Annotated in this window: 24 protein-coding genes; 12 read left to right on the forward strand and 12 right to left on the reverse strand. The window is 74.3% G+C overall.

Annotated features, from left to right (window positions below; translation table 11 throughout):
* Window positions 1-26: 26 nt before the first annotated feature.
* Window positions 27-902, reverse strand: coding sequence for a LysR family transcriptional regulator (locus tag J4709_RS23525; RefSeq protein ID WP_208243937.1), 876 nt, complete (start codon window positions 900-902; stop codon window positions 27-29).
* A 75-nt stretch (window positions 903-977) separates the two neighbouring features.
* On the opposite strand from J4709_RS23525, the gene J4709_RS23530 reads away from it, so the two are divergent.
* The gene (locus J4709_RS23530; RefSeq protein WP_208243938.1) at window positions 978-1,685 is read left to right on the forward strand and encodes a CTP synthase C-terminal region-related (seleno)protein; all 708 of its coding nucleotides are present in this window, start codon (window positions 978-980) and stop codon (window positions 1,683-1,685) included.
* A 26-nt stretch (window positions 1,686-1,711) separates the two neighbouring features.
* Here the strand turns inward: J4709_RS23530 and J4709_RS23535 are convergent, their stop codons facing one another.
* The gene (locus J4709_RS23535; protein ID WP_208243939.1) at window positions 1,712-3,166 is read right to left on the reverse strand and encodes an MFS transporter; all 1,455 of its coding nucleotides are present in this window, start codon (window positions 3,164-3,166) and stop codon (window positions 1,712-1,714) included.
* A 103-nt stretch (window positions 3,167-3,269) separates the two neighbouring features.
* Here J4709_RS23535 and J4709_RS55700 point away from each other — a divergent pair, with 103 nt between their 5' ends.
* Together J4709_RS55700 and J4709_RS23545 are read left to right on the forward strand one after the other, a co-directional pair.
* Window positions 3,270-6,191 carry an ATP-binding protein gene (locus J4709_RS55700; protein ID WP_208243940.1) on the forward strand — a complete coding sequence of 974 codons (2,922 nt, stop codon included), beginning with the start codon at window positions 3,270-3,272 and terminating at the stop codon, window positions 6,189-6,191.
* 90 nt (window positions 6,192-6,281) lie between these two features.
* The gene (locus J4709_RS23545) at window positions 6,282-6,740 is read left to right on the forward strand and encodes a hypothetical protein (RefSeq protein WP_208243941.1); all 459 of its coding nucleotides are present in this window, start codon (window positions 6,282-6,284) and stop codon (window positions 6,738-6,740) included.
* Here the strand turns inward: J4709_RS23545 and J4709_RS23550 are convergent.
* Window positions 6,737-7,939, reverse strand: a complete 1,203-nt coding sequence (locus tag J4709_RS23550; protein ID WP_208243942.1) for an FAD-dependent monooxygenase — start codon at window positions 7,937-7,939, stop codon at window positions 6,737-6,739. The two genes, J4709_RS23545 and J4709_RS23550, sit on opposite strands and share 4 nt — an antisense overlap.
* Window positions 7,940-8,023: 84 nt before the next feature.
* On the opposite strand from J4709_RS23550, the gene J4709_RS23555 reads away from it, so the two are divergent.
* From J4709_RS23555 to J4709_RS23565, 3 genes are read left to right on the forward strand one after another with little or no spacing between them, the layout of a single operon-like run.
* Window positions 8,024-8,599, forward strand: coding sequence for a TetR/AcrR family transcriptional regulator (locus J4709_RS23555; protein WP_208243943.1), 576 nt, complete (start codon window positions 8,024-8,026; stop codon window positions 8,597-8,599).
* A gap of 33 nt (window positions 8,600-8,632) precedes the next feature.
* Entirely contained in the window at window positions 8,633-9,271 is a 639-nt protein-coding gene (locus tag J4709_RS23560; RefSeq protein WP_232383925.1) for a TetR/AcrR family transcriptional regulator, read from the forward strand.
* Window position 9,272: 1 nt separating this feature from the next.
* Window positions 9,273-10,361, forward strand: coding sequence for a winged helix DNA-binding domain-containing protein (locus J4709_RS23565; protein WP_307801464.1), 1,089 nt, complete (start codon window positions 9,273-9,275; stop codon window positions 10,359-10,361).
* Window positions 10,362-10,427: 66 nt separating this feature from the next.
* On the opposite strand, the gene J4709_RS23570 is transcribed toward J4709_RS23565, so the two are convergent.
* Window positions 10,428-10,916, reverse strand: coding sequence for a MarR family winged helix-turn-helix transcriptional regulator (locus tag J4709_RS23570; RefSeq protein WP_208243945.1), 489 nt, complete (start codon window positions 10,914-10,916; stop codon window positions 10,428-10,430).
* A gap of 98 nt (window positions 10,917-11,014) precedes the next feature.
* On the opposite strand from J4709_RS23570, the gene J4709_RS23575 reads away from it, so the two are divergent.
* Complete coding sequence (locus tag J4709_RS23575) at window positions 11,015-11,776, forward strand: dioxygenase family protein (protein WP_307801465.1); 762 nt, start codon at window positions 11,015-11,017, stop codon at window positions 11,774-11,776.
* A gap of 84 nt (window positions 11,777-11,860) precedes the next feature.
* On the opposite strand, the gene J4709_RS23580 is transcribed toward J4709_RS23575, so the two are convergent.
* Complete coding sequence (locus tag J4709_RS23580; RefSeq protein WP_208243946.1) at window positions 11,861-12,697, reverse strand: NAD-dependent epimerase/dehydratase family protein; 837 nt, start codon at window positions 12,695-12,697, stop codon at window positions 11,861-11,863.
* A gap of 223 nt (window positions 12,698-12,920) precedes the next feature.
* On the opposite strand from J4709_RS23580, the gene J4709_RS23585 reads away from it, so the two are divergent.
* Entirely contained in the window at window positions 12,921-13,433 is a 513-nt protein-coding gene (locus J4709_RS23585) for an O-acetyl-ADP-ribose deacetylase (RefSeq protein ID WP_208243947.1), read from the forward strand.
* On the opposite strand, the gene J4709_RS23590 is transcribed toward J4709_RS23585, so the two are convergent.
* The 3 genes from J4709_RS23590 to J4709_RS23600 form a co-directional block, all read right to left on the reverse strand.
* Complete coding sequence (locus J4709_RS23590; protein ID WP_208243948.1) at window positions 13,430-13,897, reverse strand: universal stress protein; 468 nt, start codon at window positions 13,895-13,897, stop codon at window positions 13,430-13,432. The two genes, J4709_RS23585 and J4709_RS23590, sit on opposite strands and share 4 nt — an antisense overlap.
* Before the next feature lie 79 nt (window positions 13,898-13,976).
* The gene (locus J4709_RS23595) at window positions 13,977-14,765 is read right to left on the reverse strand and encodes a TIGR03084 family metal-binding protein (protein WP_208243949.1); all 789 of its coding nucleotides are present in this window, start codon (window positions 14,763-14,765) and stop codon (window positions 13,977-13,979) included.
* A gap of 55 nt (window positions 14,766-14,820) precedes the next feature.
* Entirely contained in the window at window positions 14,821-16,434 is a 1,614-nt protein-coding gene (locus J4709_RS23600; RefSeq protein WP_208243950.1) for an AMP-binding protein, read from the reverse strand.
* Window positions 16,435-16,571: 137 nt separating this feature from the next.
* On the opposite strand from J4709_RS23600, the gene J4709_RS23605 reads away from it, so the two are divergent.
* Entirely contained in the window at window positions 16,572-17,387 is an 816-nt protein-coding gene (locus tag J4709_RS23605; protein ID WP_208243951.1) for a class I SAM-dependent methyltransferase, read from the forward strand.
* 61 nt (window positions 17,388-17,448) lie between these two features.
* Here J4709_RS23605 and J4709_RS23610 read toward each other — a convergent pair whose 3' ends face one another.
* On the reverse strand, window positions 17,449-18,210 hold the full coding sequence (locus tag J4709_RS23610; RefSeq protein WP_208243952.1) for an SDR family NAD(P)-dependent oxidoreductase: 762 nt from the start codon (window positions 18,208-18,210) through the stop codon (window positions 17,449-17,451).
* A 175-nt stretch (window positions 18,211-18,385) separates the two neighbouring features.
* On the opposite strand from J4709_RS23610, the gene mshA reads away from it, so the two are divergent.
* Genes mshA through J4709_RS23625 form a run of 3 tightly spaced genes read left to right on the forward strand, consistent with a single transcriptional unit; the run spans window position 18,386 to window position 21,086 of the window.
* Window positions 18,386-19,729 (forward strand): D-inositol-3-phosphate glycosyltransferase, encoded by a 1,344-nt coding sequence (gene mshA, locus J4709_RS23615; protein WP_208243953.1) that lies wholly within the window; start codon window positions 18,386-18,388, stop codon window positions 19,727-19,729.
* Complete coding sequence (locus tag J4709_RS23620; RefSeq protein ID WP_208243954.1) at window positions 19,726-20,232, forward strand: type III secretion system chaperone family protein; 507 nt, start codon at window positions 19,726-19,728, stop codon at window positions 20,230-20,232. The genes mshA and J4709_RS23620 overlap by 4 nt, the downstream gene beginning before the upstream one ends.
* Before the next feature lie 26 nt (window positions 20,233-20,258).
* Window positions 20,259-21,086, forward strand: a complete 828-nt coding sequence (locus J4709_RS23625) for a phosphoglyceromutase (protein ID WP_208243955.1) — start codon at window positions 20,259-20,261, stop codon at window positions 21,084-21,086.
* Between the two features lie 47 nt (window positions 21,087-21,133).
* Here J4709_RS23625 and J4709_RS23630 read toward each other — a convergent pair whose 3' ends face one another.
* The 3 genes from J4709_RS23630 to J4709_RS23640 all read right to left on the reverse strand — a co-directional run bounded on the left by J4709_RS23630 (window position 21,134) and on the right by J4709_RS23640 (window position 23,206).
* On the reverse strand, window positions 21,134-21,406 hold the full coding sequence (locus tag J4709_RS23630) for a hypothetical protein (protein ID WP_208243956.1): 273 nt from the start codon (window positions 21,404-21,406) through the stop codon (window positions 21,134-21,136).
* Window positions 21,397-21,891 (reverse strand): hypothetical protein, encoded by a 495-nt coding sequence (locus J4709_RS23635; RefSeq protein WP_208243957.1) that lies wholly within the window; start codon window positions 21,889-21,891, stop codon window positions 21,397-21,399. The genes J4709_RS23630 and J4709_RS23635 overlap by 10 nt, the downstream gene beginning before the upstream one ends.
* Before the next feature lie 73 nt (window positions 21,892-21,964).
* Window positions 21,965-23,206, reverse strand: coding sequence for an MFS transporter (locus J4709_RS23640; RefSeq protein ID WP_208243958.1), 1,242 nt, complete (start codon window positions 23,204-23,206; stop codon window positions 21,965-21,967).
* Window positions 23,207-23,251: the final 45 nt, after the last annotated feature.

Consider the following 23,251-nt stretch of genomic DNA (forward strand, 5'->3'; position numbering starts at 1 on the left):
GGAAAGGTCAAGCGGGATGCGTTCGCTCAGCTCAGCGCGGCGACGAACGCGGCGGTCGCCGGGTCGGTGGCGCGGGAGTGCAGCAGTTCCGTCCGGTGGACGATCCGGGGCGCGCGCACGGGCACCTCCGCGAGGCCCGCGCCGCCCGCCAGGCCCGCGGGGAGGACAGCAAGGCCATGACCTGCGGCGATGAGCGCGAGCAGGAACGGCAGGTCCCCGCCTTCGCAGGTCAGCGACGGGCGGAAGCCGTCGCGCGAGCCGGTGGCCTGGCGGAGCGCGGGCAGCGGAACGGCGACGTCCGGGACGTCCAGCCAGAGCGCGTCGACCAGGTCGTTCAGGTCGGCGCCGGGACGCGACGCCAGCGGATGCGCGGCCGGCAGGACCAGCGCGAGCGCCCGTTCCGCGACGGCGACGGCCGCCAGCGGGACGGTGTCGGCCAGCCGGAGCGGGTCGCTTGGCGCGGCGATCCCGTCGACGAGGCCGATGTCGAGGTCGCCCGCCGCGACCGCCGCGCCGATCCCGGCGCGTCCCATCACCCAGAGCGTGGCCTCGACGCGCGGGTGGGCGGCGCGCGCGCGAGCGAGCGGCGCCGCGACGTGGACGGAGGCCAGCGGCGACGCCCCGATCCGCAACCGGGCCCGCGACGTCCCCGACATGCGGACGATCTCCGCGCGCGCCGCCTGGAGCCGCAGCAGGATCGGGCCGGCGTGCTCCAGGAGCCGCGCCCCCGCCTCGGTGGTGCCGACCGGCCGGCGGTGCAGCAGTGTGGCCTTGAGGTCGTTCTCCAGCGACGCGATCTGCTGCGACACGGCGGCCTGCGTGTAGCCGAGCTCCGCCGCGGCGGCGGAGAACGAGCCAGTGCGCACGACGGTGACGAACGTCCGGAGAAGGTGCGGGTCCACGAGATAAGTGTTGCTTATCGAGGCATCGGAAATCATCGTTGGCGCTTAACCAGGGCGCGGCGCAAGGATCGGGGTATGACCTTCACTGCACGCATCGCCCTGGTGGGGGAGCGGTCCCCGAACGTCCAGTCGCACGTCCGCATCCCGCGGCTGCTGGAGGCCGTCCGGGAGCGCGACGGCCTCCTCGCCGAGGCGTACTGGATCCCGACCGACGAGGTCGGCGGCGGCCTGGACGGCTTCGACGGCGTCTGGCTGCTGCCCGGCAGCCCGTACCGCAGCGAGGCGGGCGCCCTCGCCGCGATCCGGTCGGCGAGGGAGGGCGGGATCCCGCTGCTCGGGACGTGCGGCGGTTTCCAGCACATGGTGCTGGAGTACGCGCGGAACGTGTGCGGGATCGCCCGCGCCACGCATGCCGAGAACGAGGACGCCGGCGGCGACGCGGTGATCACGCCGCTGGCCTGCTCGCTCGCGGGCCACGAGGGCGAGGTGAACGTGGCGCCGGGCTCGTCCGCCGAGCGGATCATGGGGGTGTCCCGCAGCATCGAGCGCTTCAACTGCACGTTCGGGCCGAACCCCGCCTACGCCGAGCCGCTGGAGGCGGGCGGGCTGCGCTTCACCGGCCACGACGACGAGGGCCAGGTGCGCATCGCCGAACTGCCCGGCCACCCGTTCTACTTCGCGACACTGTTCCAGCCGGAGCTGGCGGGGGACGGGAGCCGGCCGCATCCCGTGGTCGCCGCGTTCGTCGCCGCCGCCTGCGCCGCGCTCGCCGGCCGGACCTGACACGCGGGCCCGGCCGGCGCCGTCCGTCAGACGCGCTTGTCGAGGAGCCGCTCCCGCACCGGGGCGGCGGCGGCCGGGGCCGAGGACGCGGGCCGCAGGAACAGCGCGGCGAGGACGACGGTCGCGACCGTCAGCCCGAAGTCGGCCCAGATCGCGGCCTCGGCGGCGGACGCGAACGCGGCCCGGCCGGGGTGCGCGCCGAGCGCGGCGAAGAAGATCGCGCCGAGCACCGCGACGCCGGTCGCGCCGGAGAACTGCTGCGCGGTGCTCAGCACCCCGGACGCGGCGCCCGCCTGCGCGGGCCGGATCCCGGCCATCACCGCGCCGATCACCGACGGCAGCGTCAGCCCGCCGCCGAGCCCGAGCAGGCCGAGCGGCGCGAGCAGCCACCCGGCGGTGACGCCGCCGCCGAGGGCGTGCAGCTCGACGGCGAACGCGAGCACGCCGAGCGCGCTGACGACCGTCCCGCAGACGAGCACCTTCAGCCCGAACCGGGCGACGAGCGGGCGGCCGAACAGGGAGGCGACCATGGTCAGCACCGCCATCGGCCCGAACTCCAGGCCCGCTTCGAGCGGCGTCAGGTGCAGCCCGCCCTGCAGCAGCATCGTCAGGACGACGTTCATGCTGCCGAACGAGGCGAGGAACGCGACGTTGAGCGCCAGCCCGAGGTCGAACGAGCGGGAGCGGAACAGAGCGAGGTCGAGCAGCGGTTCGCCGCCGGTCCGGGCGAGCCGCCGCTCCCACAGCAGCGTCGCGGCGAGGACCGGGCCGGACGCGGCGAGCGAGATCCACGTCCAGGCCGGCCAGCCCTGCTCGCGGCCCATCGCGAGCGGGACGAGCGCGAGCGCGAGGGCGGCGGAGATCCCGATCGCGCCGGCCGGGTCGAGGCGGGGCCGCCGGTCCGACCGGGCCCCGGGCAGCGACCGGGCGGCGAGCACGAGCGCGACGGCGCCGACCGGCACGTTCACCAGGAAGATCGTCCGCCAGCCGAGCCCGAGCAGGTCCGCCTGGAGCAGCAGCCCGCCGCCGATCTGCCCGGCGACGCCCCCGCCGCCGAGGACGACGCCGTACCAGGCCATGGCGCGCGGCCGGTCCCCGGCGGGGAGCGCGGCGGTGATCAGCGCGAGCACCTGCGGGACCATCGCCGCCCCGGTCAGGCCCTGGAGCAGCCGCGCCGCGACGAGCTGGACGGGCGACTGCGCGAGCCCGCACAGCAGCGACGCGGCGGTGAACGCGGCCATGCCGAGGACGAACAGCCGCCGGTGGCCGAACAGGTCGCCGAGGCGCCCGCCGGTCACCATGCCGCTCGCGTAGGTGAAGGCGTAGCCGGCGATGACGAGTTCGAGCGCGACCGGCCCGGCGTGCAGGTCGCGCTGCAGCGACGGCGTCGCGACGTTCACCACCATGTAGTCGAACGACACCATGAAGGTCGCTGAGAGGATGACCGGCAGGCCCAGCCGGCTGTGCTTTTCGGATGCCATGACCTCTACGGTCGTGACAGGCGGCTCATGCCGCATTGAGAGGAATACGTAGTCCGGCGGGCCGGGTTCTTCAGATTCCCGGACCGGGTGCTCAGGAGGTGCGGTGGCGTCCGTTCTCGTCGCCCGTACGGCCGAGCTGGCCGCACTGTCGGACGCGTACGCGCGCGCGTGCGAGGCCGGCCCGGTGACCGTGCTGGTCGGCGGCGAGGCGGGCATCGGCAAGAGCCGGCTGGTCGCGGAGTTCGCGGCCCGGCTGCCGTCCCGGACGCGCGTGGTGCGCGGCGACTGCCTCGAGGCCGCCGGCGGATTCGCCTACGCGCCGTTCATCGCCGCGATGCGCGCGCTCGTCCGCGACCTCGGCGCCGAGCGCGCCGCCGCACTGCTGCCGGGCGGCGGACGGCTCGGACTCGCGCACTGGCTGCCGGTCCTCGGCGCCGCTCCGGACGACCCCGACCCGGTGTACGGGCGTGCCCGGCTGTTCGAGGACGTCCTGACGCTGGTCGAGGGCGCGGCCCGGGAACGCCCGCTCGCCGTCGTCCTGGAGGATCTGCACTGGGCGGACCCGTCGAGCCGCGAACTGCTGGCGTTCCTCGTCCACAACCTGTCCGGGCCCGGGGTGCTGCTGGTCGGCACGTACCGGTCGACGGACCTGGACGAACGGCATCCGCTGCGTCCGGTGCTGACCGCGCTGGCGCGGTCGCCGCGCGTCCGCCTGCTGGAGCCCGCACCGCTGACCTGCGACGAGGTCGGCGGGCTGGTCGCCGGCCGGCTCGGGTACCGGCCGGACCGCGACACCGTCGAGGAGATCGCGCGGCGCAGCGAGGGCAACCCGCTGTTCGTGGAGGCGCTGGCGGACGCGGGCGCGCAGGGCGGGACGCCGCGCCGGCTTCGGGACCTGCTGCTCGCCGGGTTCCGTCCGCTGCCGGAGGAGTCCCGTAGCGTGCTGCACGCCGCGTCCGTGGCGTCGGCATGGGGAGGTGGTCTGGCGCACCGGTTCCTCACGGCCGTGACGAGCCTGGACGACCTGTCCCTAGAGGACGCGATACGTCCTGCCGTGGACCGCGGTCTCCTCTTGGCGGACGGCGACGGCTACGCGTTCCGGCATGCGCTCCTACGCCAGGCCGTGTACGAGGACGCGCTGCCGAGCGCGCGCGCCCGCCTGCACAAGCGTTCAGGCGCCGCCCTGCAAGCCGACCCCGGCCTCGTCCCGGACGGGCGCGCCGCAGCGGAGGAGGCCGCGCACTGGTGCGCGGCGGGCGAGAAGGAGCAGGCGTTCGACGCGCTGTGGCGCGCCGCCGCCTCCGCGCGCGCCGTCCACGCCCACCCCGAGCAGCTGCGCATCCTCGAACGCGTGCTCCGCCAGTGGGACGGCATGGCCGAGCCGGAACGCGTCCTCGGCGTCGACCGCGTGGACGTCCTGCACCGGGCGGCGGAGGCATGCCTGTCGGCGGGCGAGGCGGCGCGGGGCGCCGACCTGGCGTCCGAGGCCCTCGCCGCGCTCGACCGCGACCGCGATCCGCGCCGCGCCGCGCTGCTCCTCGAACTGCGCAGCATGCTCCGCCACCGGCTCGGCGACCCGGCCCTCGACGACCTACGCGCGGCCGTCGCGCTGCTGCCGGACGGGGCGCCCGCGGCGGTCCGGGGGCGCCCGCTGTCGACGCTGGCCAACCGGCTGTTCCTGATGTCGCGGCCGGACGAGGCGCGGGCGCTGGCGGACGAGGCGCTCGCGGCCGGGCGCGAGTCCGGGGACGCGCGGGTGCGGGCGTGGGCGCTGCTGACGCTCGGGTCGCTCGACGGCGCCGCCGGGGACCTCGACGCGGCGCTGCCCCGGATCGCCGCTGCGGCCGAGGTCGCCCGGGCCGCGGGGGAGTCGGCGGTCCCGCTGGTCATCGCCGCGATGGCGGAGGCGGACGCGCTGCACGGCATGGGCCTGGACGAGCGGGCCGCCGCCGTCGCCGCGGCCGGGATGGAGACCGCGCGCCGCGCCGGACTCGACCGCGACCAGGGCGCGGGCCTGGCCGCGAAGGGCGCCGAGCCGCTGTGGGAGCTCGGCCGCTGGGACGAGGCCGCCGCCCTGCTCCGGGACGTCCTGGACCTCGACCCGCCGCCGCTGTTCCGTGCGCTCGCGCAGGTCAACCTGGGGTTCGTCGTGCTCGCGCAGGGAGAGGCCGCGGCGGCCGGAGCGGCGGCGGACGCCGCGTACGCGATCATGGGCGAGCACTACGGCGGCAAGGCGTTCCGGCTGCCGCTGCAGGATCTGCGCTGCCGGGTCGCGATGGCCCGCGGCGACCTCGCCGCCGCCGACGCGATCCTCGTCCGGGCCCTGGAGGGCCCCGGCCTGCCCGAGACGTCCCGCTTCGCGTGGCCGCTGCTGCTGACCGGCGCGCGGCTGTGCGGAGAGCGGCTCGCCTGGTCGGCCACCGACCCGGACCCGGACGCGGAGTGCGGCGCCCGCGAACGCCTGGCCGGGCTGCGCGACCTGGCCGGGCGGCTGCCGGTGATCGGGCCCGTCCAGCACGCGTACCGGGCCTCGTTCCGCGCGGAGGCCGGCGACCAGGGCTGGGACGAGGCGGTCGCGGCCTGGCGCGCGCTCGGCCGGCCGTATCCGCTCGCTCAGGCGCTCATGCGGGCGGCCGAGGCGCCCGGTGCACCGCCCGGGGAGGCGGCCGGGCGGTGCCGCGAGGCCGCCGCGATCGCCGCGCGGCTCGGCGCGAAACCGCTGCTCAAGGCCGTCGAGCAGCTCGCTGCGCGCGCCCGCCTCTCCCTGAGGGAACCGGAACCGGAGCCGGTTCCGAGGCTGCCGGACCCGGCGCGGCGGCTTGGCCTGACGCGCCGCGAGGCCGAGGTGCTGCGGCTGGTCGCGGAGGGGCGGAGCAACCGGCAGATCGCGGAGGAGCTGTTCATCTCCGCCCGGACGGCGGGCGTCCACGTGTCCAACATCCTGGCGAAGCTGCGGGTCGCGTCGCGGACGGAGGCGGCGGCGCTGGCGCACCGGCTGCGCCTGTTCGAGCCGCCGGGCGGCTGACCGCACCGACGCTCCACATTCCATAGTTGACATGTCGTGGTTGGAGGTTCTACTTTTGACATGTCGCCACCGGAATAAAGGAGCCCCCCGATGATGTACCTGCTGCTCGCCGCCCTCGTCGCCTGGTCGGTCCAGCGTCAGATGACCGTCCAGGCCGTCGGCCGGCTCGCGAACGACCTGCGCAAGCCGCTGATCTTCGCCGCCATCGGGATCGCGACCTTCGCCGACTGGCGGCCCGCCGACACCTCGCACTGGGAGCTGCTCGCCGGGTCGCTCGCGCTCAGCGCGGCCATGGGCCTCGCGCGCGGCGTCCTCATGCCGGTGTGGCGGGAGGCCGACGGCGGCGTCCGGCGCAAGGGCAACGCCCTGACGCTCGGCCTGTGGGGCGCCATGATCGCCGGCAAGGTCGCCCTCGGCGTCCTGGTCGTGCAGGAGCCCCCGCACGTCGGCGAGGTGCTCTGCTTCCTCGGCGTCTCGATCGCGGTCCAGCTCGCCGTCATCGCCGCCCGGGCCGAGGCGCTGCGCGCCCCTCGCCCGGTCGCGGCCTAGTACTCCTTCAGGGCGATCGCCGTGGCGGCGGCGTGGATGGGGGCGATGACCTTCGCCATCAGCCGCTCCCGCCCCGGCATCCGGTTCATCAGCCCGAGCATCGCCATCGACATGCGGACCGCGCCCGCGGTCCGCATCACCATGCGCTTGAGGTTCGCGGGCCCGAGCTTCTGGTTCCGCTCCACGAACGGCTGCATCTCCCGCTCGTACGCGGCGAACCCGGCCCGGTGGTCGCCGCCTGCCGCGGCCAGCTCCCCGGCCAGCACGTACGCGCCGACCATCGCCAGGCTCGTGCCCTGGCCGGACGCCGGGGACGCGCAGTACGCGGCGTCGCCGAGCAGCGCGACGCGCCCGCTCGACCAGCGGTCCATGTGGACCTGCGCGACCGCGTCGAAGTAGAAGTCCGGTGCGGCGGACATCGCGTCCAGCAGCCGCGGCACCTCCCAGCCCTCGCCCTCGTAGGCGGCGGCCAGTGCCCGCTCCTGCGCTTCCCGGCCGCGCGGCACCGCGGTCCCGTCGGACTCGCCGGACCGGAACAGGAACATCGCCTTGGCGTCCGCGCCGTCGCCGGTGCTGTAGGCGAGGGCCGTGCGGCCGGGGCCGATGAAGGTGACCTCCTCGCGGTCCAGGCCCAGGTGGTTCGGCACGCCGAAGATCGCGATGCGGTGGCCGAGGTCGCGCAGGAACTCCTCCTCGGGTCCGAACGCCAGCGCCCGGGTGGCCGAGTGCAGGCCGTCCGAGCCCACCACCAGGTCGAACGTCCGGACCAGGCCGCTTTCGAAGGCGACCTCGACGCCGGTGTCGGTCTGCGTCAGCCCGACGATCGAGTCGCCGAACAGGTACTCGGCGTCGGTGTTCTTGTAGAGCAGCTGGTGCAGGTCGCCGCGCAGGAGCTCGGCGTCGCCGTGGACCCGGCCGCCGAAGGTGTCGCCGTCCATGCTCGCGACCTGCCGGCCCGCCGCGTTGACGACCGTCCCGCTGCGGACGCCGGTGACCCGTGCGCGGATCTCGTCCATCAGGCCCATGCGCTCGGCGACGGTCAGGGCCGCGCCGCGGATGTCCACCTTGTAGCCGCCCGCTCGGATGGCGGGCGCGCGCTCCACGACGGTCGGTTCGAAGCCGTGGCGGCGCAGCCAGTAGGCGAGGGTGAGGCCCGCGATGCCGGCGCCGGAGATCAGGACGGTCGTGTTCTCGTTCATGCCGTGAACAGTACAGCCGTGTAAGACGATTGTGCAAGACGTTCGTTTAAGACGAACGTCTAAGTCTTCGGGTAGGGTCTGCCCATGGGCAATCGCGAGGACCTGCTGGACGGCGCGAAGCGCTGCCTGCTGAGCAAGGGCTACACGCGCACGACCGCGCGCGACATCGCCACCGAGTCGGGCGTCAGCCTGGCGGCGATCGGCTACCACTTCGGGTCGAAGGACGAGCTGCTGCGCGCGGCGCTGCGCCGGGCGATCGAGGAGTGGGGGGAGGAGATCGCCGGGATCCTGGCCGCCGAGACGGAGCCGGGGCTGTCCGGCGCGGCGCGGTTCGAGGCGACGTGGCAGCGGATCATCGCCTCGTTCGCGCGGACGCGCCCGCTGTGGGCGATCCAGTTCGAGGTGATCGCGCAGATCGAGCGGACGCCGGAGCTGCGCGCCGCGTTCCCCGACGCGAACCGGGAGGCGCGGCTCGCGCTGGCCGAGCTGTTCGGCGCGGGCGCGGCGGCGCTCGGGGAGCGGCGCGCCGAGGTGGTCGGCGCCTGCTACCAGGCCCTGCTGGCCGGCCTCGCCGCGCAGGCGCTCGTCGACCCGGACGGCGTGCCGGCCGCGTCCGACCTGGCGGACGCGGTGCGGGCGATCGCCGCCGCGATACAGTAGAACGGAATTCTTCGTTCCCTTAGTATGGACGGCATGGAGACCACGACGCCGGCGCCGATGAGCGGCCGCAAGGCCCAGGCGGCGCGCAACGACGAACTGATCAGGGAGGCGGCCCGGGCGGTGTTCACCGCGGACCCGGGCGCGCCCATCGCGGCCGTCGCCGAGCACGCGGGCGTGGGCATCAGCGCCCTCTACCGCCGCTACAAGAGCAAGGAGGATCTGCTCCAGAAGCTCGCCGACGACGGCATGGACCGCTACCTCGCCGAGGTCGAGGCGGCGCTCGCCGACGAGGGCGACCCCTGGGAGGCGTTCGCCGCGTTCATGCGCCGCTGCCTGGACATCGGCGCCGGCTCCCTGACGATGCGGCTCGCCGGCAGCTTCCCCGTCACCGACGCCATGAGCGCGAAGGGCCGCGAGATCCACCTCGCCACGACTCGGCTGCTGGACCGGGTGAAGGACGCCGGCGCGCTCCGCCGCGACATCGAGGTCGGCGACGTGTCGGTGCTGCTGGAGTACCTGCACGGCATCCGGATCGGCGGCGACGAGCGGATGAACCGGCTGCAGCACCGCTACCTGGCGCTGATGCTCGACTCCCTGCACCTCGCCGGCGCCGGGGAACTCCCCGGCCCGGCCCCCGCCTGGCAGGAGCTGCGTGGACGGTATGACGACTAGCGTGGACCGAAGGTCCCTCAACCGGGCGCTGCTCGCGCGGCAGATGCTGCTGCGGCGGCACGCGATGCCGGCGGTCGAGGCGGTCGAGCATCTCGTCGGGATGCAGTCGCAGGCGCCGAACCCGCCGCACATCGGGCTGTGGAGCAGGCTCGACGGGTTCGGCTTCGACGACCTCGCCGCGCCCATGACCGACCGGCGCCTCCTGCGGATCGTGCTGATGCGCGGCACGCTGCACCTGGTCACCGCCCGCGACGCGCTGATGCTGCGGCCCCTGACGCAGCCGATCCTCGACAACCACCTCAGGAGCCCGCGCGGCGCGGCCCTCACCGGCGTGCCGGCCGCCGCCGCGTACGCGCGCAAGATCCTCGAGGAGCGGCCGCGCTCGGACAAGGAGCTGCGCGAGATCCTCGCCGAGCACCGGCCGGACGCCGACCCCAACGACCTGGTCTGGGCCGTCCGGCTCTCGCTGCCGCTGGCGCAGGTCCCGCCGCGCGGGATCTGGGGCGCGTCCGGCCTCGCCAGGCACACCACGCTGGAGGCCTGGCTGGAGGGGGTCGAGGTCCCGGAGCCGTCCGTGGACGAGATGGTGCTGCGCTACCTCAAGGCGTTCGGGCCGGCGAGCGTCCAGGACGTCCAGCAGTGGTCGGGGCTGACCCGGCTCGGCGAGGTCGTCGAGCGGAACCGGTCCGGCCTGCGGGTGTTCCGGGACGAGGACGGCCGGACGCTCTACGACCTGCCGGACGCGCCGCGCCCCGGCCCGGACGTCCCGGCGCCCGTCCGGTTCGTCCCGGACTTCGACAACCTGCTGCTCTCGCACGCCGACCGGACGCGGATCATCGGCGAGGAGCACCGCCGGCGGGTGTTCACCGTCAACGGCATCGTCCGGGCGACGTACCTGGTGGACGGGTTCGTCCACGGCATGTGGAAGATCGAGAAGGCGCGCGGCGCGGCGACGCTGCGGATCAGCCCGTTCGCGCCGGTCCCCGGGCCGGAGCGCGACGCGCTGGCCGAGGAGGGCGCGCGCCTGCTCGCCGCCGCGCACCCAAACGCGAAGTCCCGCGCGGTGGAGTTCGAGCCGCCCTCCCGTTGACTTGCGGCGTGTCGTCCTTGAGGACCGTTCCATAAGGACGACACGCCGCAAGTCAACGAAGGCGCGTCAGGGGCGCTTCTCGGCGCAGGGCGCCTCACGGTGCGGGTCGAGGGAGGCCAGCAGCGCGTGCAGGCTCCGCCGGAACTCGGTCATCTGCTCGCGGCTGAGCGGGTCGAACAGGTGCCGGCGGACCTCGGCGACGTGGCCGGGGGCGGCCTCCTCCAGCGCGGCGAAGCCCGCGTCGGTCAGCTCGGCGATGGTGGTGCGGCGGTCCTCGGCGTCCTTGGACCGGCGCACCCAGCCGGCCTCCTCCAGCCGGTTGACCGCGTGCGAGAGCCGGCTCGGCGACGAGTGGACGATCGCGGCGAGCTCGGTCATCGTCAGCGCGCGGCCGGGCGACTCCGACAGCATCGCCAGGATCATGTAGTAGGCGTGCGGCATCCCGGAGTCGCGCTGGAGCTGGCGGTCGAGGGCCTCGCTCAGCAGCCGCGAGGTCCACAGGAAGGCGCGCCAGGTCTCCTGCTCGTCCGCGTCGAGCCACCGCGTGTCGGTCATGTCGACATTTTACGCGAGTACTTGAACCCTCAAGACTTGAATGTTCAACTAACCGGGGATATGGTTCAGATCTGAACTTTTTTCCGTGGGGGGATGCCATGACCCGGATGCCGGTGCTCTACCTCAGCCACGGCGCGCCGCCGCTGGCCGACGACGCCGTCTGGACCGCCGAACTCGCCCGCTGGTCGGCCGGCCTGCCGAAGCCGGAGGCGATCCTCATGGTGTCCGCGCACTGGGAGGAGGCGCCGCTGTCGATCGGCGCGACCCGTCCCGTGCCGCTCGTCTACGACTTCTGGGGCTTCCCCGAGCACTACTACGGCGTCCGCTACGACGCGCCCGGCGCCCCGGAACTGGCCGATGACGTGCGTAAACTCATCCCCGGCGTGCACCAGGACGAGGAGCGCGGCCTCGACCACGGCGCCTACGTCCCGCTCGTGGAGATGTACCCCGACGCCGACGTCCCGGTGCTGCAGATGTCCATGCCGACCCTGGACCCCGAACGGCTCTTCGAGGTCGGCCGGACCCTCGCGCCGCTGCGCGACCAGGGCGTCCTGATCGTCGGCAGCGGCTTCACCACGCACAACCTGCGCGCCATGAGCCCCGCCCCGGACGCCCCGCCGCCCGCCTGGTCCGCCGAGTTCGACGCCTGGACGGACGCCGCCGTCGAGGGCGGCGACGTCGACGCGCTGCTCGACTTCCGCGCCAAGGCGCCCGCCGCCCGCCTCGCCCACCCGCGCACCGAGCACTTCGCGCCGCTGTTCGTGGCGCTCGGCGCCGACGCCGACGCCCCGTCCGGGCGCCGGTCGGTGATCGACGGCTACTGGTTCGGGATGGCGAAGCGCTCGTTCCAGTTCGGCTGACCGCGAGCCCGGCGGTTCGGTCGATCGCGGGCACGGCGAAGGCCCCGGCGGTGTGTCGCATCCCGCCGGGGCCGCTCCGTCAGGTCACTTCGTGTCGGCGAAGCCGGTGCGCCACGACGGGGTCTGCGGCTTCCAGCCGAGCCCGAGCGCCTTGGCGTTGGACACCGGACGGCCCGTCGTGGCCGCGTGCTTGCCCGCGCTGCCCGGGGTGGGCGCGCCGAGCGCCGCGCTGTACACCGGCAGCCACTCCGCGGTCGTCGCCGGCTCGTCGTCGACGATGTTGACCGGCCCCGCCGGCCAGTCCAGCGCCGCCAGCGCCGCCGCGGCCGCGTCGTCGGCGTGCACGAACGACGTCCACGCCGGCGCCAGCCGCAGGCTGCCCGCCTTCACCCGCTGCGCGATCGCGCCGTCCGGCGCGTACCAGGTCCCGGGCCCGTACAGCGCCCCGTACCGCAGCACCACGCCGCGCGGCATCTCGGCCACCGCGTCCTCCAGCGCCGCGATCCCCGCGTAGGGGGGAAGCGAGGAGTCCAGCGGGTCGGCCTCGGTCGCCGGCGTCTCGCCCGCCACGTACAGCCAGGCGATGCTCTGAGCGATCATGGCCTCGACGCCGGCCTCCTTCGCCGCGCCGACCAGGTTGCGGGTGCCCTCGATGCGCAGCTGCGAGTTGGCCTCGAAGTCCTCACCGCTCAGGTCGGTGAGCTGGTGGACGACCACGTCCGGACGCGCCCGCGCGACGGCCGCCCGGATCGCGGCGGCGTCCAGGACGTCCACGACGACCGGCGCGGCCCCGAGCGCGGAGATGGAGCCGGTGCGCTCCTCGCGGCGCGTCGTCCCTGCGACCTCGTGGCCCGCCTGGACGAGCAGCGGGATCAGCCGGCGGCCGATGACTCCGGCCGCTCCGGCGAGGAAGATCTTCAAGGGGGTAACCTCCACGACTGTCACGCCTTTGTGGTCGTTCGACGGCAGGATAGGCAGAGTCCTGATCCAGGTCACGCGCGGCCCCGGCGCGGGCCGCCCCCCGTGGCCGCCGGACGACGGGCGGACGAGCCGCACCGCCCCGTGGAGGCCCGTCCAGCCACGAGCGTACCGCCGGAGACCGTCCGTGTGCGTTTCGTGCCCGCCGCGGGGGACAATTCTGTGCATGGACATCACTCTCGTCCGGGGCGACATCACCGAGCAGGACGTGGACGCCGTGGTCAACGCGGCGAACTCGTCGCTGCTCGGTGGCGGCGGGGTGGACGGCGCCATCCACCGCAAGGGCGGCCCGGAGATCCTGGACGACTGCCGCAAACTGCGCGCTTCGCACTACGGCGGCGGGCTGCCGACGGGGCAGGCGGTCGCGACGACGGCGGGCCGACTGCCCGCCCGCTGGGTGATCCACACCGTCGGGCCGGTCCACGCCGCGTCGGAGGACCGCTCCGGCCTGCTGGCCTCCTGCTACCGGGAGTCGCTCCGCGTCGCCGACGAGCTGGGCGCGGCGTCGGTCGCGTTCCCGGCCGTGTCGGCGGGCATCTACGGCTGGCCGATGGACGACGCCGCCCGGATCGCGGTCGGCACGGTGCGGGCGGCGCAGACGAAGGTCGCGGACGTGCGGTTCGTGCTGTTCACCGCGGACGCGTACGCGGCGTTCGAGCGCGCCGTCGGGGAGCCCTAGTCCTCCTCCTTCGGCGGCGGCACGACCAGGACGGGGCGTCCCGCGTGGTGCAGCACCCGCGTCGACACGCTGCCGAGGATCATCGACCGGGCGCCCGCCAGGCCGCGTGAACCCGTCACGACCAGCGAGGCGTTCACCTCCTCCGCCACGTCGACGATCGCGGCCCACACCGGCCCACCGCCGCGCTCGGCGCGCGGGGCCACCTCGGCCGCTCCGGCGGCCTCGGCCAGTTCGGCGCCCTTGCGGGCGAGCGCCTCGGCCTGCTTCTCCTCCTCGAACTTGCCGTCCTCGCCCTGCTCGGCGGCGACCGGCACGCCCGCGGCGAGCGGCGCCCACGTCAGCTGGGTGAGCAGCGGCTCCCACACGCTGAGGATCACGATCGGCTCGGGCTTGAGGTGCCGGGCGGCGTACTCGATCGCGGTCTTGGAGTCGTCAGAACCGTCGAACGCAATGAGAACTGTCATACCGGAGATATCTCCAAGATCGGCTCGCGCGAACGCGGGCCGCCCCGGTAGTGGTCAAGCTCTCACCCTGCCGGCCGTCTCACCTGGTCGCGGGCGTCCGGCCGGGGCCGGGCGGTCCCGCGAACGCCTGCGCGACGTCCAGCCACCGGCTCGCGTCCGCGCCCGCCGCGACGACGGCGAGATCGGCGCGGTGGCGCCGCTGGGTGACCAGGTGGCAGAAGTCGAGCGCGGGCCCGGTGACCGACTGCGCCGCGCCGTCCGGACCCCACGTCCACGTCTCGCCGTCCGGGCCGGTCAGCTCGACGCGGAACTCCTCGGCGGGCGGCTCCAGGCCCCGGTTGCGGAACGCGAAGTCGCGGGTCCGGACGCCGATGTGCGCCACGTGCCGCAGCCGCGCCGACGGCTCGCGCCGCACGCCGAGCGCGTCGGCGACGTCCTCGCCGTGCGCCCACGTCTCCATCAGCCGCGCGGTCGCCATCGACGCGACGCTCATCGGCGGCCCGAACCACGGCAGCCGGGTGCCGGGCGGGACGTCGGCGAGCGCCTCGACCATGCCGCGGCGCGCGTCCCGCCACCGGGCGAGCAGGGCCGCCGGGTCCCCGGCCGCGCCCTCGCGCGCGCCCCGCTCGACATAGCCGGCCGGGTCCGCGATGGCCTCCTCCAGATGGTGGGCGAACGCGTCGGCGTCGGTCGCCGCGTCGACCGCCTGCCCGTCCGTCCAGGCCAGGTGGGCGATCTGGTGCGCGATCGTCCAGCCCTCGGCGGGCGTCGGGTCCGCCCAGCGGGCGGCGGGCAGCGGCGCCACCAGGGCGTCGAGGGAGTCGCCTTCGGCGGCGAGGTCGGCGAGCAGGCCGTGCAGGTCGGGCATCCGACCAGGATCGCGTGCCGGACGCCGCCGCGTACAGCCCCGGCCCGAATCCCGTTCAGCCGACGAGCGCGCGGGCGGCGGCGTAGTCGGCCTTGCCGTTGGGCAGCCGCAGCGGCGCGTCGGTCCGCACGAACGCCTTCGGGATCTTGTAGCGGGCCAGGTGGACGGCGCAGCCGTCGCGCAGCGCGCCGTCCTCCGGGGCCGCCGCCGGGCGCAGCACCGCGACGATCTCGGTACCCCAGCGCTCGCTCGGCCGGCCCACGACCAGCGCGTCCTCGACGCCGGGCAGCGCGCGCAGCACGCCCTCGACCTCCTCGGCGAACACCTTCTCGCCGCCGGTGTTGATCGTCGTCGCCTCGCGCCCGTGCACCTCGACGGTGCCGTCGGCGAGGTGCCGGGCGCGGTCGCCCGGCACGACCAGGCGGTCGCCGTCGATCGTCAGGAACGTCGCGGCGGTCTTGTCCGGGTCGCCGAGGTAGCCGAGCGGGATCGCGTCGCCGCCCTTGGCCAGCCAGCCCATCTCGTCCTCGCCCGGGGCCAGCCTGCGGGTCCGGTCGGCGCTGAGCACCGCGCCGCCCGGCGCCATCGCGAACGTGCGCGCCTCCGCGCCGGCGCGGGTCACCGAGAAGCCGCTCTCCGACGAGCCGAGGACGTCGATGATCCGCACGCCGGGCAGCAGGTCCAGCAGCCGCCGCTTCACCTCCGGGCTCACCGCCGCCGCCGAGTTGATCAGCGTGCGGAGCGTGCCGAGGTCGTGCGGGCGGCGCTCCAGCGCGTCCGCGATCGGCCGCGCGAACGCGTCGCCGACCAGCGGCATCCGGGTCGCCTTCTCGCGTTCGGCGGTGGCCATCAGGTCGGCCGCGTCCAGGCCGTCCACCCGGTCGGGGAAGATCACGCAGCCGCCGGCGCACCAGGCGCCGAGCGCCGACCAGGTGCCGGCGCCGTGCATCATCGGCGGGCCGACGAGGACCCGCTGGTCGCTGCGCAGCGCCTTCACGACCGCCTCGTCCAGGTCGTCGAGGGGGGAGCCGTCGCGGCGGCGTAGGCCGAGCGGCCCGAGCATCAGGTCGCCGATCCGCCACAGCACGCCCTTGGGCAGCCCGGTCGTCCCGCCGGTGTAGAGGATGTGCAGGTCACCGGCGTCGGGCCGGACGCCGGGCAGCGGATCGGCGGACGCCGCCGCGAGCGCCGCCTCGTAGTCGAGGGCGCCCGGCACCAGGCCGGCGCCGGACTCGTCGGCCACCTGGAGGAGGAGCGGCGGCGCGTCGAGGCGCTTGGCGACCCGCTCGATCGCGTCGGCGAACCGCGCGTGGAACATGATCGCGGCCGGGCGCGCGTCCGCGAACAGCTGCGCCAGCTCGTCGTCGACGTACCGGTAGTTGACGTTGAACGGGGCGACGCGGGCCTTGTGCGCGCCGACCAGGCCCTCCACGTACTCGGGGCCGTTGTGCAGGTAGAGCGCGAGGTGGTCGTGCGGGGACTCCCACGCTCCGGCCGGGCGCCCGTCGTGCAGGCCGAGCCCGTGCCCGTGCAGGACGTGCGCGAGCCGCCGCGTCCGCTCGGCGACGTCGCTCCAGCTCAGCCGCCGGTCGCGCCAGACCAGGGCCTCGCGGTCGGGAACGGCGGCGGCGACGGCCTCGTGCAGGGTCGCCAGGTCGAGCTGGGGCATGCGGCTCTCCTTCGGGGACGGAACGCGTCGGAACGCGTCGGGACGCGCGTCGGAGGTCAGCGTAAACGACTACTTACCGTCGTGACCGAATCAGGTTCGATTACCGGCATGTCGCGCCAAAGCCCGACAATCTGCAGGTGGTCGGATCGCAAAAGCCCGTGGGGGAGGTGACCCGCGGCACCACGAACCCCAACCGCCTGCGCCGGATCGACCGCTGGATCGCCGCCACGCAGGCCCCCGCGCTGCGCACGGGCGACCGCCCGCTCGCCGTCGACCTCGGCTACGGCGCGTCCCCCGTCACCACCTACGAGCTCTACACGCGGCTGCGCGCCGTCTCGCCCCGGCTCGAGGTCGTCGGCATCGAGATCGAACCCGACCGCGTCGCCGCGGGCCACGCCTTCCTCGCACGGACCGGACCGCACGACGGGCTGTCGTTCCGGCGCGGCGGCTTCGAGGTGCCCGTCCCGCGCCGGCCCGCCCTGATCCGCGCGTTCAACGTGCTGCGCCAGTACGACGAGCCCGCCGCCTGGCGAGCCTGGGAGCGGTTGTGCGCGCGGCTCGCGCCCGGCGGCGTGCTCGTCGAGGGCACCTGCGACGAGATCGGCCGCCGCGCCGTCTGGGTGACGCTCACCCCGGACGGTCCGCGGACGATCACGTTCGCGGCGCAGCTTCCCGCCCTCAGGCGCCCGTCCGACCTGGCCGAACGCCTGCCGAAGACGCTGATCCACCGCAACGTGCCCGGCGAGCCCGTCCACGATCTGCTCGTGGCGTTCGACCGGTGCTGGGCGACGGCCGCGCCGCACTCGGCGTTCGGTCCGCGCGCGCGGTGGGTCGAGGCCGTCCGGCTTCTCGCCCGGACCCATCCCGTCCTGTCGCACCCGCCCTACGGCGGCCGGCGGCGTTGGCGCCTGGGCGAACTGACCCTGCCCTGGCAGGCCGTAGCCCCTCGTTGACTTGCGGCGTGTCGTCCTTAAAACGGCTCCCTTAAGGACGACACGCCGCAAGTCAACGGGCTCAGCTCTCGCGGTGCAGCTTGTAGGGGGCCGCCTGGACGCGGGGCTGGACGTCGATCCGGTCGATGTTTACGTGCGGCGGGCGCGTCACCGCCCACGCGACGCAGTCCGCCACGTCCTCCGCCACCAGCGGCTCCGGGACGCCCTGGTACGGCTTCGCCGCCCGCTCCTCGTCGCCGCGGAACCGGACCAGCGAGAACTCCTCGGTCTTCACCAGGCCCGGCGCGACCTCGGTGATCCGCACCGGCTTGGCCACCAGCTCCAGCCGCATGACCTCGTTCACCGCGTACGCGGCGTGCTTGGCCGCGTTGTACCCTCCGCCGCCCTCGTACGGGACGTGCGCCGCGAGCGAGGTGACGTTCACCACGTGCCCCTCGCCGCTCTCGATCAGCTTCGGCAGCAGCGCCTTCGTCACCCGGACGAGCCCGAGCACGTTCGTCTCGTACATGGCCCGGTAGTCGTCGAGGTCGGCGGTCTCGACGGTGTCCAGGCCGAGCGCGCCGCCCGCGTTGTTGACCAGCACGTGGCAGCCGCCGACCGCCGCGACCAGGGCGTCCACCGACTCCTGCGAGGTCACGTCCAGGGCGACCGGCACGATCTTGGCCGCGCCGGGGACCTCCTCGGAGATCTCCTTGGCGAGTTCGCCGAGGCGCTCGCGGCGCCGCGCCGCCAGCACGACGTTGAACCCCTCGGCCGCCAGCCGCCTGGCCGTGGCGGCCCCGATTCCGCTGCTTGCTCCGGTCACTACCGCGGTCTTACGCATGCGTCCAGCCTCCCAGGTGCGGGCGCGGCGGCAGGCCCGAGGGGCCCGAGGAGGCCCGAGGAGGCACGGTGCGGCCCGGTGAGGTCGATCACTGTGGCGAGAAGTGACGATTGTCCCCCTTGCCGAGGGAACAGGTAACGCGGTCGATAGGTTGCACTACCGGAGGTGGTGTCCGGTGTCGCGTCGTATCAACCGAGTTGCGACGGTCAGTGTTCATACTTCCCCCCTGGATCAACCCGGTACCGGCGACGCGGGCGGCATGAACGTCTACATCGTCGAGGTGGCCAAGCGGCTCGCCGCGCGCGGCGTCGAGGTGGACATCTTCACCCGCGCCACCTGCCGCGCCCTGCCGCCCGTCGCCGAGCTCGCGCCCGGCGTCCTCGTCCGGCACGTCGTCGCCGGACCGTTCGAGGAGCTCGACAAGGGCGAGCTGCCGCGCCAGCTGTGCGGCTTCACCTCCGGCGTGCTGCGCGCCGAAGCGTCCTACGACCCCGGCCACTACGACCTCCTGCACACCCACTACTGGCTTTCCGGACAGGCCGGATGGGCGGCCAAGCAGCGCTGGGGCGTCCCGCTCGTGCACTCGATGCACACCATGGCCAAGGTCAAGAACGCCGCGCTCGCCGGCGGCGACAAGCCCGAGCCCGCCGAGCGCGTCCTCGGCGAGGAGCAGGTCGTCGCCTCCTCCGACCAGCTCGTCGCCAACACCCGCAAGGAGGCCGACGAGCTGATCGGCCTCTACGGCGCCGACCCCGGCCGCGTCGCCGTCGTCAGCCCCGGCGTCGACCTGTCGCTGTTCCGCCCCGAATCCCCGGTCCTCGCCCGCAGCACCGGGCTCCTCCCGCACCGCACCGGCCCCGCCCGCCGCCGCCTCGGCCTGCCCCGCGAGGCCTACGTCCTGCTGTTCGTCGGCCGCATCCAGCCCCTCAAAGCCCCCGACCTGCTGCTGCGCGCGGCCGCCCGCATGCTCGCCGACGACCCCTCGCTGCGCTCCAAGCTCGTCGTCGCCGTCGTCGGCGGCCCCAGCGGCTCCGGCCGCTCCCGCCCCGAGGGCCTCCAGGCCCTCGCCGCCGAACTCGGCATCGCCGACGTCGTCCGGTTCGAGCCGCCCGCCGCGCAGGCGGACCTCGCCGACTGGTACCGCGCCGCCGACGTCACCGTCGTCCCCTCGCACAGCGAGTCGTTCGGCCTCGTCGCCGTCGAGTCGCAGGCCTGCGGGACGCCGGTCGTCGCGTCCCGCGTCGGCGGACTGTGCACCGCCGTCGCCGACGGCGAGTCCGGCGTCCTGATCCCCGGCCACGACCCCGCCGACTACGCCGCCGTCCTGCGCCGCCTGCACGCCGAACCCGGCCGCCACAACCGCCTCGCCCGCGGCGCCGTCCGCCACGCCCAGGACTTCGGCTGGGACGCCACCGTCGACAGCCTCCTGGACGTGTATACCGGTGCCATGTCGCTACCGGCCGTCCGCCTCGCACCGCCCACGCTCTCCCCGCAGCTCACCGCGGAGGTGACGGCATGACCGGAGCGAACACGAGCACCGTCGAGACGATCCGGGGCGCGCTCAAGGCCGCCGAGCTGGAGTTCGACGAGCCGCGCGAGAACGCGTTCTTCGTCAAGCTGCCCGGGCAGCACAAGCTCGCCACCATGACCTGGCTGATCGTCGGCGACCACAGCCTCCACGTCGAGGCGTTCTTCTGCCGCCGCCCCGACGAGAACCACGCCGAGTTCTACCGGTTCCTGCTGGAGAAGAACGGCCGCATGTACGGGGTCGCGTTCGCGCTCGACGACGTCGGCGACGTCCACCTCGTCGGCAAGGTGCCGCTGGAGTCGGTCAGCCCCGACGAGATCGACCGGCTGCTCGGCTGCGTCCTCACCTATTCCGACGAGAACTTCGACAAGGCGCTGGAGCGCGGGTTCAAGTCGTCGATCCAGCGCGAATGGGACTGGCGCGTCAAGCGCGGCGAGAGCCTGGCCAACCTGCAGGCCTTCGCGTCCTTCGCGGACCCGGCCAACCGCGGCTAGATCCGGCGGCCGATAGGCTCTGCACCATGGCGACCCTGGTATTGCTCCGGCATGGCGAAAGCGTCTGGAACGCGGAGGGCCTGTTCACCGGCTGGGTGGACGTCGACCTCTCCACGAAGGGCGAGAGCGAGGCGACCCGCGGCGGCGACCTGCTGCTCGACGCCGACATCACCCCCGACGTGGTGCACACCTCGCTGCTGAAGCGGGCCATCCGCACCGCCAACATCGCGCTGGACGTCGCGGACCTGCTGTGGATCCCCGTCAAGCGCTCGTGGCGGCTCAATGAGCGGCACTATGGCGCGCTCCAGGGCAAGAACAAGACGCAGACGCGCGAGGAATTCGGCGAAGAGCAGTTCATGACCTGGCGCCGGTCCTACGACACCCCGCCGCCGCCGATCAAGGACGACGACCCGCTGTCCCAGGTCAACGACCTGCGCTACGCGGAGCTGCCGTCCGAGCTGATCCCCCGGTCGGAGTGCCTCGCCGACGTCGTCGACCGGCTGCTGCCGTACTGGTACGACTCGATCGTCCCGGACCTCGCCGCGGGCAAGACCGTCCTGGTCGCCGCGCACGGCAACTCGCTGCGCGCCCTGGTGAAGCACCTCGACGACATCTCCGACGAGCAGATCGTCGGCCTGAACATCCCGACCGGCATCCCGCTGGTCTACGAGCTGGACGACGACTTCGCGCCGCTCAAGCGCGGCGGCGAGTACCTCGACCCGGCCGCCGCCAAGGCCGCCATCGAGGCCGTCAAGAACCAGGGCGGCGGCGCCGGCAAGAAGGCCGCGCCCGCCCCGAAGAAGCCCGAGCCGAAGAAGGACGCCCCGAAGTCCCGGCGGGGCCGCAAGAAGTAGGCATTTGTTAAGGGGGACCGCCGTTCGGCGGTCCCCCTTCGCGCTTTTCAGTCCGCGAAGATCGGGATGAGCGGCGTGAGCGTGGCGCTGAGCCCGAAGAACGCCAGCGGCCCGCTCACCCAGGCTGACGCCCGCGCCTGGTCGTGGTCCGCGCCGGCGTCCTCCAGTTTGCGCCGCAGGTCCGCGTAAGGGCCTCTGCCCCGGTCGGGCAACGGCATCAGCGCCACAGGTGCGTACGCGAAACTCACGACAATGCTCAACGTGCGTACGAGCCATTCGTCCGGCACCCGGTACCGGAGCCGGGCGAGCGTCAGAGGCACGTCCAGCAGTACAGGTGCTCGCCGGCGTCGCGGGCCTGCCGCGCGAGTTCGATGAGGGCGTCGGCGAGCGGGCGCAGGTCGTCGGGCGACGCTCCGCGCAGTTCGTCGGTCTGCGACCACGCGACGACCGCGTCCTGGACGTCCGTTTCGGGCACCGACGCGAGGGTGTCCCGTACGGAGTCGCTGAACTCCTCCACCCACGGGCCCGTGGCCCAGGGGTCGTCCTCGTCCTCCGGCCCTTCGGGACCGGGCATCGGGCTGGTCGGCCACACCATCGTGGAGGCGACGACGTCCACGCTCCAGGGCACGGACTTGATGATCGCGATGAGCCGCCCGAAGACGACGGCCGGATCGACGCCCTTGGTACTGATCCCGTCGAAGACGGGATCCGCGACACCGACCAGGGGCCCGGTGTCGGTCTCCTCCAGCGCTCGCACCACCGCAGCCGCGTCGGGGGCACGGAAGTAGTCGTTCTCGACGCCCATGGGGGAGCCTCCTCAGCATCGTTAGGCGACAGTAGATCATGATCCACGGGTACCGCCGTCGCCTCGGCGGCGTTCACCGAGGCCGCAGGACGCGGGGGCCGGTCGTGCGCAGGGGCGGGGTGGCGACCGCCACGGCGGCGACGGCGGCGAGGCAGAGGAGGCCGCCGCTGACGGCGGCCGCGGCGCCGGACGTGGCGTCCGCGACGAGCCCGGCGCGCATGTTCCCGAGGTCGGGACCGGCCTGCCCGACGATCTGCTCGGCGGCGCCGACCCGTCCGAGCAGTTCGTTCGGGGTGTGCGTCTGGACGACGGTGCTCCGCGACACCACGGACACGGTGTCGGCGGCGCCCGCCAGGACGAGGCAGGCGAGGCCCGTCCACGGGCCGGGCGACAGCCCGAACAGCGCGAGCGACGCGCCCCACCCGGCGGAGCCGGCGAGCATCACCAGGCCTGGGTGGGGGAGCCGGGTGAACGTCCCGGAGAACAGCGACGCGGCGACGCCGCCGACCGCGATCGCGGTGAGGAACAGCCCGAGCGTGCGCGGGTCGCCGCCGAACCGCTCCGCGTTGATCAGCGGGAACAGGCTGATCGGCATCGCGAGGACGGTGGCGGCCAGGTCGGTGAGCAGTGCCCCGCGGATCATCGGCGTCCGGACGAGGAACGCCAGGCCGTCCAGCACTCCGCCGAGGCCGGGACGCGCGGGCTCGTCGCCCGGGGGCATCGGCGGCAGGCCGAACGCGCCGTAGAGCGCGGCGGCGAAGGTGAGCGCGTCGATCAGGTAGCAGCCGCCGACGCCGAGGCCGCCCACGATCAGCCCGCCCAGCGCGGGCCCGACCAGCATCGCGCCCTGGAAGGCGATGCGCCGCAGCGCGAGGCCCGCGGCGACCTGCTGCTTCGGCAGCAGGCGCGGGATGAACGTGCGCGATGCCGGTCCGCCGCCCGCGGTGAAGCAGGACTGCACCGCGACCACCCCGAGGACCGCGGCCGGCGGCATGTCCCCGAGGAGGCCCTGAAGTGCGAGAACGAACGAGCACACCGTCTGCCCGCCGGTCGTCAGCAGGTAGAACCTGCGGCGGTCCACCCGGTCGACGACCGACCCCGCGAAGAGCCCGAGCGCGACCAGGGGGACCGCCTGCGCGAGCCCGACGGCGCCGGTCCAGGTGGTGCTCTTCGTCGCCTGCCAGATCTGGAACATCACGGCGACGAGCGTCATCTGCCCGCCGAACCCGGAGAGCGTCTGCCCGATCCACAACCGCCGGAAGGCGGGCGACGCCCGCAGTGGAGCGACGTCGAGCAGCAGGCTCTTCAACCCCACGCGTTCCCTCCAAGGCCGGTCACGGGAGCTGCGGCCGGTCCGTGC

It is taken from the genome of Actinomadura violacea (assembly GCF_017573465.1).
GTDB classification, from domain to species: domain Bacteria; phylum Actinomycetota; class Actinomycetes; order Streptosporangiales; family Streptosporangiaceae; genus Spirillospora; species Spirillospora violacea.